The following is a 13,395-nucleotide window of genomic DNA, read 5'->3' on the forward strand; positions in this document are numbered from 1 at the left end:
AACAGAAGCGTTAACACTATAAAATAAACTATTTATGGTGAAGTTTTTCGGTCTCTTTATTTTAATTATTCTATTTCAGCCTCAACTGGCACGATGCTCAAGACGCAGACGATCTGCTACCATTGCAATGAACTCAGAGTTCGTCGGCTTCGCTTTAGAAATGCTGACTGTGTATCCAAATAGAGAGGAGATGCTATCCATATTTCCACGGTTCCAAGCAACTTCAATTGCATGGCGGATTGCTCTTTCCACTCGGGAAGCTGTTGTATTATATGTTTTAGCAATGTCCGGATAAAGAACCTTCGTGATAGAACCAAGCAAGTCAATATCATTATAAACCATTGTAATTGCTTCACGCAGGTACATATAACCCTTGATGTGCGCCGGCACACCGATTTCGTGGATGATATTGGTGATACTCGCTTCCAGATTCGGCTTTTTATCGCGTTTTTTCTCTTTTACGCGAATTGGACTTGATTCATAACTTCCGCCATATCCGCTTACCTGACGGATCTGTGCCGCAAGGTTCTCAAGGTCGAAGGGCTTAAGGATGAAATAAGCAGCGCCGAGATCGACTGCCTTCTTCGTTACTTCTTCTTGACCGAAAGCTGTCAGCATGATTACATGCGGCATCGGTGCGGATGTTCTTTCTCTTAATGTACGAAGAACAGCCAGTCCATCGACATGCGGCATGATGATGTCGAGTACAACGACATCCGGCTGGATATCTTCCAGCATATCTAAACAATCTTTTCCATTATAAGCTGTTCCAATTACCTCTATATCGGATTGGTCTTCAAAGTATTCCTCCATAAGCTGCACAAGCTCTCGATTGTCATCGACCAAAACTGCTTTAATCTTATCCATTCCCAGCTTCCTCCCTTAATATCCCTTATGATTCCACGTTATAGTTTCGACACATCAAGGTCAATTCCTGCCAAATTGAAAAAAACCTCGCTTTTATTTCCAGAGTATGTAATCCTGCCCATCATTCGACAGCATGCGACGCGGCCTGTTCCGAACAGGTGTTTCTTGTCTTTACAGTATACCGTATGACTTGAAAAAGAAAAAGACAATCCTATTCGTAAACGAACAGGAATTGCCTTCATCAGCTTGCTTTTTTATCGCTTTTGTAGATGTCGATGCCTGCTTCCTGCAGCATCCATTCGATGTGCACACCGTAGCCGGACGTCGGGTCATTGACGAATACGTGTGTAACAGCACCAATTAGTTTACCGTCCTGAATGATCGGACTTCCACTCATCCCTTGGACGATTCCGCCTGTTTTAGCAAGCAGACGCTTGTCAGTAACCTTGATGATCATACCTTTTGTTGCGGGATGATCCTGCGGTACGCTATTGACGATTTCCACATCGAATTCTTCAATCTTTTCGCCATCCACTACTGTGCGGATAACTGCCGGTCCTTTTTTTACATCCTCGCTTAAAGCTATTGGAAGTGCTTTTTCTTCCTCATTCTGACGCATATCACTTTCCAGTTTGCCAAAAATACCAAATGGGCTATTTTTCGTGATAGTTCCGATATAATTGCGGTTCATGCTGAATTCAGCGAGTTTTTCCCCTGGTTTGCCATTGTTTCCTTTTTGAATGCTCGTAACATTAGATCGGACGATTGTACCGTCATGAATCTCAATAGGCTTTTGTGTATCCATATCCGATATAACATGACCTAATGCACCATAGTTTTTTGATGCAGGATCGTAGAAGGTCATCGTACCAATACCAGCTGCTGAATCACGGATATAAAGACCCATTCTGTACTGCTTATCCTTATCGTCCAGTGCAGGATTGAGTTCAGTGGTTAAAACTTGGCTGCCGCGTTTCACTTCAATGCTGACAGGCTTACCCGCTTTACCTGCTTTTTCGATCATCGGAGCAACTTCTTCCATCCTGTGGATTTCCTTCTCATCAATTTTCAAGAGAATATCCCCAGTATAGATAGCTGCATCTTCTCCAGGAGATACACTTGTTTCGGCAGTTCTTACTTGGTGATGACCGACAACAAGCACACCTAATGTATGAAGCTTAACTCCTACTGAATGTCCTCCAGGAACAATACGGATATCTTTCAATACATCAACAGATACCTTTTTGACAGGTATACTGCCTACCGTGTAAACAAGGTCTTGTTTGCCTGTTGATTGGCCCTGAAATATCTCTTGGTCAATGGCTTCCACAGCCTCTCCGTCACCAAAGGCCGGAAGAGCTTCAGAAAGATAATTATTTGAAAACAAAGTCATTGTTTTGGGTATGCTCAAAAAGGACTGTACTGGTTTTGTCAATGGTGCGGCTACCAATAGAGCCAGCAGACAAAGACCAATGGCGATGCGCAGTGCTGCTACCTTATTCTTCATTTTCTCATCTCCTAGAAGTCCTACCCCACAGCAGTTCATGCTTGTTTATGTACTTCTAGTTTGACTTTCACAGACGCTTTTTAAACCCAGAAAACATCAGAAAAAGCGCCTATCTTTTCCTTTATTTAAAACGAAAAATCCTGCCATACTTGGCAGGATCATGATTGTTTGTATTGTCCAGCAAGAGTTATCAGTTCTCTTGCATGCTCTTTAGTCTTTTCAGTGAGCACTGTTCCAGTCATCATTCTGCTGATTTCTTCGACAGCAGTGTCTTGACCAAGTTCAGTCACAGATGTATGCGTACTGTTGTTTTCAACATGCTTTTCAATTAATAAATGCGTATCCGCCATTGAGGCTACCTGCGGTAAATGGGTAATACACAATACCTGCGAGCCAACAGAGATACCATATATCTTCTCTCCTATCGCCTGGGCGACACGGCCACTCACTCCTGTATCTACTTCATCAAAAATGACACTTGTCACTCCTTGATGTCTTGAGAAAATACGCTTCAGCGCCAGCATGATACGAGATAATTCCCCTCCTGAAGCGACTTTGTGCAGTTCCTTCAAAGGCTCACCAGGATTTGTAGAGATATGGAATGTAATCGCGTCAAAACCGTCTGCGGTCAACTGGACAGGCTTACCATTCATTTCTGGATCACCAGAATTCCCATTCTTTAACTGTACATCAACATGAAAACGAGCTTTTTCCAAATACAGATCCTTCAGTTCCTCATGAATAGCGTCTGTTAACTGGACAGCCGCTTGAACACGGAGGTCATGAAGCTGCTTTGCTTCAAGCATTGCATCTTCTCCAAGATCCTCTATCTGCTGCTCCAACTGATGAATGTGGGAGTCTCGATTCTGAATCTGATCGATCTGATCTTCAATACTCGCTGCATATTCTAAAATTTCTTCGACCGATTGGCCATACTTCTTTTTCAATCGGCTTATTTCATTCAAGCGCATTTCAATTTCATTCAAGCGTTCTGGATTGTAAGAAAGCGAATCAAGCTGACTGCTCAGCTGGAATGTGAGATCCTCCATCAGATAATATTGTTCACTGATCATCTGATGGTGCTTCTGTATATCATCATCATAGGAACTAGCCGATTCAAGACTAGCTAAAGCATGCCCTACCCAGTCCAATCCTTTTTGCTCACCGTAAAGTGCGTTATACGCATCATGAAGCGATTGATAAATTCGTTCATAATTCATTAGCTTTGTACGCTCTTCTGTAAGCTGTTCGTCTTCACCAGGCTGAAGTTCCGCTTCTTTCAATTCATTGTATTGAAATTTAAGTAAGTCAAGACGCTGGGCCATTTCCTGTTCATTGGTATTCCATTCTTTGTAGCGTTTTTTCAATTTTTGAAGTTCTTTGAATTGAAGCATATAGGCTTCCCTTGCTTTACCAATCGCTTCTGCATCGTACAAATCCAAAAGCTCTATATGCTTATCTGCATCCATTAAAGATTGGGTTTCGTGCTGCGTATGAATATCGATTAATGACTTGCCGAATTCACGTAATATAGCCAAAGTCACCAGCTTGCCATTTACACGACAAATACTTTTTCCGCTTGTCGTCATGGTACGCTCCAGCACAACCATTCCATCATCAATATCCACACCAAACTGAGCACCAATAGCATAAATAGGGTGATCAGGTGAGTCAATGATAAAAAGGCCTTCCAGCTCGGCTTTTTTCTGACCGTGGCGGATGAATTCAACCGACCCTCTTCCGCCGCTAAGCAGCTGGACTGCATCAATGACAATAGACTTACCTGCTCCCGTTTCTCCAGTCAGCACAGTAAGCCCTTCTTTAAAATGTATCCGTATTTGGTCAATAATTGCAAAATCCTTAATCGAAAGTTCTGTAAGCATGGTATCCCCTCATTTCACTTCCGTTTACAGCATGGCCAGCAGTTTATCTTTCACAAATTCTGTATCAGCTTCCGTACGGCAAATGATCAGAATCGTGTCATCACCGCTAATCGTACCGAGAATCTCATCCCAATCCAGGTTATCTAAAAGAACAGCAAGCGCGTTCCCATTACCAGGAAGTGTTTTGAGTACAATAAAATGACTCGTCGTATCAATACTCACAAAAGCATCCATGATAAGCCGCTTCAGTTTTTCAAGCGGATTGAACCGATTGTCTGCAGGCAAGCTGTATTTGTAAGCACCCTCAAAGGTCGGAACTTTGACAAGGTGCAATTCCTTAATATCACGGGAAACGGTAGCTTGTGTCACATTGAATCCTAAATCCTTCAGATGGTCTACTAGCTCGTCCTGTGTTTCAATATCATTGTTTGTAATCAGCTCACGAATTTTGATATGTCGTTGAATTTTACTCATTGTCTTCCTCCATCGCTTTCTCCGACACGCCTTTTTTCGCAGATAATTGCTGATGCGCATCGTCAACGACTGATTTAATCGCTTCTGTATCAGGGAAATCAGCTGCAGTATCTTTACCCCATGCTAAGTGGGCTAAAAATTCGATATTGCCGTCTCCTCCAGTTATTGGCGAAAAAGTCAGTCCTTCATACTGAAAACCGAGTGATTCACTGAATTTCAGTGTATCCTCCAGTACTTCAAAATGCACTTTCCGATCACGCACAATTCCTTTTCTGCCTACCTGCTCACGTCCTGCTTCAAATTGAGGTTTAATGAGCGCGACAATATCACTGCCTGGCGCTAAAATCTCCTTCAATGCAGGTAGAATCAGGCGCAAGGAAATGAAAGATACATCAATCGACGCAAAATTCGGCAGTCCTTCTGTCAGCATATCTGGTGTAACATAACGGAAATTCGTTCTTTCCATTACAACAACACGTGGATCATTCCGGAGCTTCCAGTCGAGCTGATTATAACCAACGTCGATTGCGTAGCTGCGAGCAGCACCTCGCTGCAAAGCACAGTCTGTAAAGCCTCCAGTAGAAGAACCGATGTCAACCATTGTCCGTCCTTCAACATCGATTTCAAAATAATCTAGAGCTTTCGCCAATTTCAATCCGCCACGACCTACATACGGAATGACTTTGCCTTTCACAGTAAGGTCAGCTGTTTCGTCAACCTTCATGCCAGGTTTATCAAGACGATCTTGGCCGGAATATACGAGTCCAGCCATGATTGTCCGTTTTGCCTTTTCTCTTGTTTCGATAAGTCCCCTATCAACGAGGAGAACATCCAATCTCACTTTTGCCATTCACTCAAGCCCTTTGCTCTTCATTCATTCTTACTATTTTACGGAGTCTGTCGATTGTATTTTCCTTCGTTAATCCAACTTCCTCCATTTGTTCCGGTACACTTCCATGTTCAACAAAGTAATCAGGTATACCCAATCGTCTGACAGAAGACGCATTGTAGCCATTTTCTTCAGCGAATTCCATCACGCCACTGCCGAAACCGCCTTTTAACGCAGCTTCTTCAATAGTCAGTATCGGTAAATCAGAAGAGAAAATTTCATGCAGCATTGCTTCGTCCATTGGTTTGATAAAACGAGCATTCACAACACGAACAGAAATACCGTCCGCAGCGAGTGACTCACTTGCATCTATTGCAAGTGGAATCGTTGTCCCAAATGTCAGGATAACAGCATCCGTACCTTCTTTTAGCACTTCCCAGCTTCCAATAGGTAATGCATGAGTTGCTTCATCTACTGGTACACCGAGTGCGTTTCCACGCGGGTAACGCAGAGCAATAGGACCATCTTCATGTGCCAACGCTGTATGAACCATGTGCTGCGCTTCATTTTCGTCTTTTGGCATCATAATGGTGAAATTCGGCATTGCTCGTAGGAACGAGATGTCGTATACACCTTGATGTGTCTCCCCATCAGCTCCAACAAAACCTGCTCGATCAATTCCAACAAAGACATTGAGATTTTGTCTTGCAATATCATGAAGCAACTGATCGTAAGCCCGCTGCAGGAAAGTGGAATAAATGGCAAGGAAAGGTTTTACACCTTGTGTTGCCATACCAGCCGCCATCGTTGTAGCATGCTGCTCAGCTATCCCGACATCAAAAAGACGATCTGGCATTTCTTTTTTGAAGTTTTCTAGCTTGGAACCAAGAATCATGGCTGGAGTAATTACTGCAATCCGTTTATCCGTACGCGCTTTCTCAAGAACAGCTTCACTGATTACCTTACTCCAGGCAGGTGCCGTAGCGGAGCTTTTAATCTTTTCACCTGATTCAATTTTATATGGTCCGACTCCATGCCAATTGTCTGTTTTGTCACTTTCAGCAGGATGATACCCTTTTCCTTTTTGGGTAACAACATGGATGATTTTAGGTCCTTTTGTCTTTTTAGCGTAATTTATTGCTTCTTCAAGGTCTTGGAAGTTATGGCCGTCAACAGGTCCGAAATAGGTGAAACCTAGTTCTTCGAAGAACATGCCAGGAACCATGAAATACTTCATGCTATCTTTCATTCGTTCTGCTGCGGTAGCAAGCTTACCGCCAACAGCTGGAATCTTTTTAAGTAGCGTTTCCATTTCATCCTTCGCACGCTTGTACTTACCTGCACTGCGCATTCTTCCTAAAACATGATGCAGCGCACCCACATTATTCGCAATAGACATCTCATTATCATTAAGAATGACGGTGATATTCTTTTTCTCATCACCGATATTGTTGAGCGCTTCCAAAGCCATTCCGCCAGTAAGAGCACCATCTCCAATAATCGGCACGACCTCATAATTCTCATCCATCATATCTCTTGCTGTCGCCATTCCCATTGCAGCAGAAAGGGATGTAGAGCTATGTCCTGTTTCCCATACATCGTGTTCACTCTCGATCCGTTTCGGAAAGCCGCACATGCCTTTATATTGGCGTAATGTTTCAAAGTCAGCGGTTCTGCCGGTCAATATCTTGTGAATGTATGCTTGGTGCCCTACATCCCAGATAAATTTATCCTGCGGACTGTTGAATGCTTTATGCAGTGCTAGCGTGAGTTCCACGACACCAAGATTCGCACCAAGATGTCCTCCTGTGACGGACAGCTTTTCAATCAGAAATGTCCGGATGCTAGCTGCAAGTTCACTTAGCTCCTCATTTGACATTTCCTTCAAGAATGCCGGGTTCTTAATTGCTGTTAAATCCATATAACCTTCCCCTTTTGTCACCGGCTTGATCAGCCTGACAGCATAGTATGAATAGGTACATTTCTGCGCCGGACGAAGAAATCAATCCTGTAGGTTTTATACCCTGTTTCTATCTCCCCTACCTCAATTTCAGACAATTTCTGCACTGCGGCCGTGCAGGAGCCTATTTAAAAAGAGCCGCTAGCACATATGTGATAACGGCGTTTTCTATGTTCGTACGTATCAGTTCTGTCCTATATTCCTAGTAGCAATATATCACAGTTGGCTATTAGCTTACAATCAATAACAGTCAGCTCGTCCTTCTGCTCAGATAAATGGTAAGCTCATGCAATCTGGAATCCTTGATTTCCGCTTGTTCCAGACAATGATGGGCCAGATTAACGTATTTGTCCATTTGCGCCTTCGCTCCGTCAAGTCCAAGCAGCTTAGGATACGTGCTCTTCTTGTTTCCTTCATCACTGCCGACTGGTTTTCCAAGGACAGAAGCGTCCCCTGTTACATCCAGGATATCATCCTGCACCTGGAAAATCAGACCGATGTAAGTACCGAACTGTTTCATCAGCTCTAGAGTTTCTGGTTTAACTCCGGCTAGATAAGCACCGGCAACAATTGCATATGTTAATAACTTACCCGTTTTTAGATTATGTATTTGCTCTAATTCATCCAGCGTACTTTCTTTATCTTCTGCTTCCATATCCAAAGTTTGCCCAGCAATCATACCCGTTGGACCTGCAGCTTCAGACAAATAAGACATCAGGTATACTTTTTCCTCCGGCTGAAGCCCTGTGGCTTGCCCGATGACAGAGAAACTTCTTGTAAGAAGTGCATCTCCTGCAAGAATCGCTGTTGCTTCCCCAAATTTCTTATGGTTTGTCAGCTGTCCGCGGCGATAATCATCATCATCCATAGCAGGAAGATCATCATGAATCAAAGAGTAGGTGTGCACCATTTCAAGCGCAGCAGCGACTGGAAGGACTTTTTCGCCACGTCCGCCGAAAGATTCAAACGCTGCCCGCATCAGGATTGGACGCAGCCGCTTGCCTCCAGCTCGCATGCTATATAAAACAGATTCTGCTAAAGAGTTTGGAAGCATGTTGTCACTTTCGAGCAAATCCATCATGTACTCGTTTAGCTGCTGCTGCTCTGCTTTCAAGTAATCCTGCAACGCTTCACTCACTTATTCTTCCTCCTGTACAGTGAATGGCTCGGTTTCGCCGGCATTATTCACAATTTCCACCATTTGCTTCTCGACTTGCTCGAGCTTATCTCCACAGATTTTGGAAAGCTTCATACCTTCTTGATAATAGCCGATCGCCTGCTCAAGCGGGACATCTCCTTGCTCAAGCTTGCTCACAATCTCCTCCAACTGCTGCATCGCTTCTTCAAAGCTCTGTTTTTTCTCCTCAGCCATTTGTATCCTCCTTCACTTCCTTGACAATACAATCTATCGTGCCATCCTCCAGATGGATTTGCACATCATCGCCTTTAGTAACCTGATCAACACTCTTTAGAAGGGTATCTTGTTTGTACGAAATACTGTATCCTCGCTTCATCGTTTCCAATGGATTCAATAAAGAAAGCTTGTTTATTTGATGAAGAAACTTTTGCTGTTCTCTTTCATGCTTTTTATCCATTGCTTGCTTTAATCTAGCTTGCAGGGCAGTAAGCTGCTGATCATAATTTTGTACCTGTTTACCTGGATGAACAAGCGAAAGGCGATTGACCAATGTGGTAAATTGTTGCTGCCTTGCCGACACAGCAGTCGTACCCGCTCTGCTTAATCGATCGGAAAGCTTGTCCAGTTCTATTTCCTTCTGCCTTAGAAGCTGCTCAGGATAACGAAATGCATAAGAACCTCGAAGTTTTGCCAATCGGTTTGCTTCTTGATTGTAGCCTTGACGGACAACATAATGCATCCTGTTAGACAACTGCACTAAACGATGCAGCAGTTCTTCACGCGCTGGAACTGCCAATTCAGCAGCGCCGGTCGGAGTAGCTGCTCTGACATCGGCAACAAAATCACTGATAGTGAAGTCCGTTTCATGACCAACTGCAGAAATAATCGGGATACTTACCCTGTGGATAGCACGTGCAACTATTTCCTCATTAAAGCTCCAAAGCTCTTCAATCGAGCCGCCACCTCTTCCGATGATCAGCACATCGAAATCATGTTCTTCAGCATAAGAGAGAGCCTGCACAAGCGACGGAGCTGATCGATCACCTTGGACAGATACAGGCAGAACCGTTACTTTAACAATTGGATACCGCCTTTTGATCGTTGTCAAAATATCCCTCACAGCAGCACCGGTTGGGGATGTAATGACTCCAATATGCTCCGGATATTCCGGGAGCGGTTTTTTGTGAGTAGCAGAAAATAAGCCTTCTCTTTCCAGCTTCTCTTTCAGCTGTTCATAAGCTTGATACAGCGCTCCTACACCATCTGGTTCCATATGCTGAATATAAAGCTGATATTGGCCCTGTGGCTCATATAAGCCTATTTCTCCGCGGATCAGAACGGTCATCCCGTTTTCGGGAACAAATTTCATTCCTTTGTTTTGACTTGCAAACATGACAGACTGAATCCGTGCTCCGTCATCTTTCAACGTCATATACATATGACCGCGGCTGTGATGTTTGAAGTTTGATATTTCAGCTCTTAGCCATATATCCTTCAAATGCTTGTCCGTTTCCAGCTTTCGCTTCATATAGCGGCTCAAGGCAGTCACGGTCAAATAACGGTCATCACTCATACTTTTCCTGCTCCTTACACTACCGCTGCCGCTTGGCGTCTGGCTGCTTTAATTGTGTTAAGCATCAGCATTGTAATTGTCATTGGACCTACACCGCCTGGTACTGGTGTGATAATAGAGGCAACTTCCTTCGCATGTTCGAAATCGACATCTCCTGTTAGCTTGCCTGCTGCATTTCTGTTCACACCTACGTCTATGACGATAGCACCTTCTTTAATATCCTCAGCTTTGATCATATGCTCACGTCCAACAGCCACAACAAGGATATCTGCTTGTTTTGTAAAGCTTCTAAGATCAGGAGTGCGTGAATGCGTATGGATAACAGTTGCATGTTCATTTAAAAGCAGCTGCCCGATTGGTTTGCCGACAATATTGCTTCGGCCGACGATAACAGCAGTTTTACCTGCAATCTCTACATCTTTCGACTTCAGCATTTGAATGATTCCATAAGGTGTACATGGATAGTATGTATCTTCTCCAAGCATCATCTTCCCTACATTAGCAGGGTGGAAGCCATCTACATCTTTTTCTGGATCAATGCTGTCAATGACAGCTTGTTCGTCGATATGTGCTGGAAGAGGTAATTGGACTAGAATGCCGTTCACATTTACATCCAAGTTCAGTCGCTGAATAAGATCCAGCAGCTCCGTCTGTGTCGTCGCGCTTGGAAGCTCGATTAGATCAGAACTGATACCAATTTCAGCTGATGCTTTTTCTTTACCTTTTACATAAGATTTGGAGGCGGGATCGTCTCCGACTATGACAACGGTAAGATGAGGCAGAATATCTTGTTCTTTCAGTGCTGCTGCTTCTTGTTTCAGTTCTTCTCGAATCGTTGCTGCAAGTTCTTTTCCGTAGATTAATTCTGCTGTCATGCTCATCCGCTCCCTTATTTTTTGATTATTCTTGATAGTACGCCGTTAACGAATTTGCCTGATTTCTCGTCTCCGAATAGATTCGAAATCTCGATTGCTTCGTTTATGACTACACCCTGTGGTACATCTGAATGATGAAGAAGTTCATATACAGCAATACGCAATGCTGTCTTCTCCACACTCGCAAGCCGATCGAATGACCAATTCTCTAAATGCTCGGCAATTTTTGCATCGATTGCAGCTTTATGCTCTATTACACCATTAATAAGACTAGCCAAAAAAGCATTCTGCAACGGCTCTCCTAATACATTTTCCACAGCCTCTTCTGGCTGAATATCGTTCATGTCCATCTGGAAGAGGACTTGGAAGGCAGTTTCCCGTGCCGTACGTCGTTTCATATTCTATCTCCTTTTAACTCATCTCATCAAATCATAACATGATATATAGGCTTAAATCTATCTTTGAACAAAAGAAAAGACCTCAGGGCCGAACCAGCCAAGGTCTTTTCCAACGAAAACAGTCTACTCGACAGTGTCCGCTTTTTGATCGAGTTGTATACCTACTATATGGACATTGATCTCTTTGGTCGCAAGTGCCGTCATCGTCTGCAGCGCCTGACGGATATGCTGCTGAATGTCTTTGGCTACCTCGGGCATCCTGCAATCGGCACTAACTGTGATAAAGACGTCGATTGCTACTCCTTGTTCTGTGAGTTCAACCTTGACACCTTTACCATGTGCCTTCTTACCGAGCTTCTCTGCCACACCAGTGGCAAATCCGCCCCGCATTGCCATAACACCCTTCACTTCGCTTGCTGCAATTCCGGCAATGACCTCAATAACAGCAGGTGAAAGCATGACATTGCCAAGTGCTCCCTTATGACCGATCGATACGAAAGATTGCTCTTGCAAAGATCTCACATCCTTTAGGTTATTTACTCCATGATTGTGTAGTTTTCAAGGAAGTTCGTGTTAAAATCCCCTTCTACAAATACCGGATGCTCCATCATACGAGAATGGAATGGAATCGTCGTATGCACACCTTCAACAGCAAATTCACCCAAAGCTCGCTTCATGCGGGAGATTGCTTCTTCACGTGTTTTACCGAACGTGATCAGCTTCGCTACCATACTGTCATAGAATGGCGGAATAGAATACCCCTGATAAGCTGCTCCATCCACACGTACTCCGAAACCGCCAGGTGCAAGATAAAGATCGATCTTACCTGGTGAAGGCATGAAGTTTTTGAATGGATTCTCCGCATTGATACGGCACTCGATAGCCCATCCGTTGAATGTAATATCTTCCTGCGCGTAACGTAATGGCTCGTTGTTGGCAATGTGAATCTGTTCCTTGATAAGATCCACACCTGTCACAAGCTCCGTAACTGGGTGTTCTACTTGAATACGTGTATTCATTTCCATGAAATAGAAAGTATGATCTTTTCGGTCAAAGATAAATTCGATTGTACCAGCACCGGAGTAGTCAACAGCTAGTGCTGCTTTCACAGCGGCTGCACCCATTTTCTCACGGATTTCCGGTGAAACAGCTGGTGAAGGAGATTCTTCGATCAACTTTTGCATACGGCGCTGGACCGTACAATCACGTTCTCCAAGATGAATCGCATTGCCATGGTTATCCGCAAGCACCTGGATTTCCACATGACGGAAATCTTCTATGTACTTTTCTAAGTAGACACCAGGGTTACCAAAAGCAGTTGCTGCTTCCTGCTGTGTTACACTGATTCCTTTTACAAGCTCTTCTTCTGTACGGGCGATTCGGATACCTTTACCGCCGCCGCCTGCTGTTGCTTTGATGATGACAGGATAGCCTATCTCTTCTGCAACTTGCTTGCCTTCTTCGGCGTCTGCTACGATACCGTTTGATCCAGGTACGACTGGAACACCCGCTTCACGCATAGTTTCACGCGCAACGTCTTTTGTTCCCATCTTATTGATGGCATATGCACTAGGACCGACGAACGTGATGTTGCATTCTGCACACAGTTCTGCAAAATCAGGATTTTCTGCTAAAAATCCATATCCAGGATGGATGGCATCGACACCTGTCAGCGTCGCTACACTAATGATATTCGAGAAATTCAAATAACTTTCTTTACTTGGCGCGGGACCGACACAATATGCTTCATCAGCCAGCTGTACATGTAATGCTTCTTTATCTGCTTCCGAATAGATTGCGACCGTCTCAATATCCAGCTCGTTACAGGCACGGATAATCCGGACAGCAATCTCGCCTCGGTTGGCAATCAATAATTTCTTAATCACAACGA

The 13,395-nt window shown here is 43.9% G+C and carries 13 protein-coding genes; all 13 read right to left on the minus strand.

The window, feature by feature from the left end; genetic code table 11:
• Positions 1-81: 81 nt before the first annotated feature.
• Positions 82-867 (minus strand): sporulation transcription factor Spo0A, encoded by a 786-nt coding sequence (gene spo0A, locus GZ22_RS08565; RefSeq protein ID WP_038561165.1) that lies wholly within the window; start codon positions 865-867, stop codon positions 82-84.
• A 241-nt stretch (positions 868-1,108) separates the two neighbouring features.
• Positions 1,109-2,374, minus strand: a complete 1,266-nt coding sequence (gene spoIVB, locus GZ22_RS08570) for a SpoIVB peptidase (protein ID WP_038561168.1) — start codon at positions 2,372-2,374, stop codon at positions 1,109-1,111.
• A gap of 158 nt (positions 2,375-2,532) precedes the next feature.
• A complete protein-coding gene (recN, locus tag GZ22_RS08575) occupies positions 2,533-4,257 on the minus strand; it encodes a DNA repair protein RecN (protein WP_038561170.1) in 1,725 nt (574 codons plus the stop codon).
• 24 nt (positions 4,258-4,281) lie between these two features.
• Positions 4,282-4,731, minus strand: coding sequence for a transcriptional regulator AhrC/ArgR (gene ahrC, locus GZ22_RS08580; RefSeq protein WP_038561172.1), 450 nt, complete (start codon positions 4,729-4,731; stop codon positions 4,282-4,284).
• Positions 4,724-5,581 carry a TlyA family RNA methyltransferase gene (locus GZ22_RS08585; protein ID WP_038561174.1) on the minus strand — a complete coding sequence of 286 codons (858 nt, stop codon included), beginning with the start codon at positions 5,579-5,581 and terminating at the stop codon, positions 4,724-4,726. Before GZ22_RS08585 ends, ahrC begins: the two co-directional genes overlap by 8 nt.
• A 4-nt stretch (positions 5,582-5,585) precedes the next feature.
• Positions 5,586-7,481 (minus strand): 1-deoxy-D-xylulose-5-phosphate synthase, encoded by a 1,896-nt coding sequence (gene dxs, locus GZ22_RS08590; RefSeq protein WP_038561177.1) that lies wholly within the window; start codon positions 7,479-7,481, stop codon positions 5,586-5,588.
• A 289-nt stretch (positions 7,482-7,770) separates the two neighbouring features.
• Positions 7,771-8,658: a polyprenyl synthetase family protein gene (locus GZ22_RS08595; RefSeq protein ID WP_038561180.1), complete on the minus strand. Its 888-nt coding sequence runs from the start codon at positions 8,656-8,658 to the stop codon at positions 7,771-7,773.
• Positions 8,659-8,892: an exodeoxyribonuclease VII small subunit gene (locus GZ22_RS08600; RefSeq protein ID WP_038561183.1), complete on the minus strand. Its 234-nt coding sequence runs from the start codon at positions 8,890-8,892 to the stop codon at positions 8,659-8,661.
• The gene (gene xseA / locus GZ22_RS08605) at positions 8,885-10,231 is read right to left on the minus strand and encodes an exodeoxyribonuclease VII large subunit (protein WP_038561186.1); all 1,347 of its coding nucleotides are present in this window, start codon (positions 10,229-10,231) and stop codon (positions 8,885-8,887) included. Before xseA ends, GZ22_RS08600 begins: the two co-directional genes overlap by 8 nt.
• A gap of 14 nt (positions 10,232-10,245) precedes the next feature.
• Positions 10,246-11,106, minus strand: a complete 861-nt coding sequence (gene folD / locus GZ22_RS08610; protein ID WP_038561189.1) for a bifunctional methylenetetrahydrofolate dehydrogenase/methenyltetrahydrofolate cyclohydrolase FolD — start codon at positions 11,104-11,106, stop codon at positions 10,246-10,248.
• A gap of 14 nt (positions 11,107-11,120) precedes the next feature.
• Positions 11,121-11,504: a transcription antitermination factor NusB gene (gene nusB / locus GZ22_RS08615; RefSeq protein WP_038561192.1), complete on the minus strand. Its 384-nt coding sequence runs from the start codon at positions 11,502-11,504 to the stop codon at positions 11,121-11,123.
• A gap of 123 nt (positions 11,505-11,627) precedes the next feature.
• The gene (locus GZ22_RS08620) at positions 11,628-12,017 is read right to left on the minus strand and encodes an Asp23/Gls24 family envelope stress response protein (RefSeq protein WP_174416613.1); all 390 of its coding nucleotides are present in this window, start codon (positions 12,015-12,017) and stop codon (positions 11,628-11,630) included.
• 23 nt (positions 12,018-12,040) lie between these two features.
• Positions 12,041-13,390 carry an acetyl-CoA carboxylase biotin carboxylase subunit gene (gene accC / locus GZ22_RS08625; RefSeq protein WP_038561195.1) on the minus strand — a complete coding sequence of 450 codons (1,350 nt, stop codon included), beginning with the start codon at positions 13,388-13,390 and terminating at the stop codon, positions 12,041-12,043.
• Positions 13,391-13,395: the final 5 nt, after the last annotated feature.

The organism is Terribacillus saccharophilus, assembly GCF_000725365.1.
Taxonomy (GTDB): domain Bacteria; phylum Bacillota; class Bacilli; order Bacillales; family Amphibacillaceae; genus Terribacillus; species Terribacillus saccharophilus.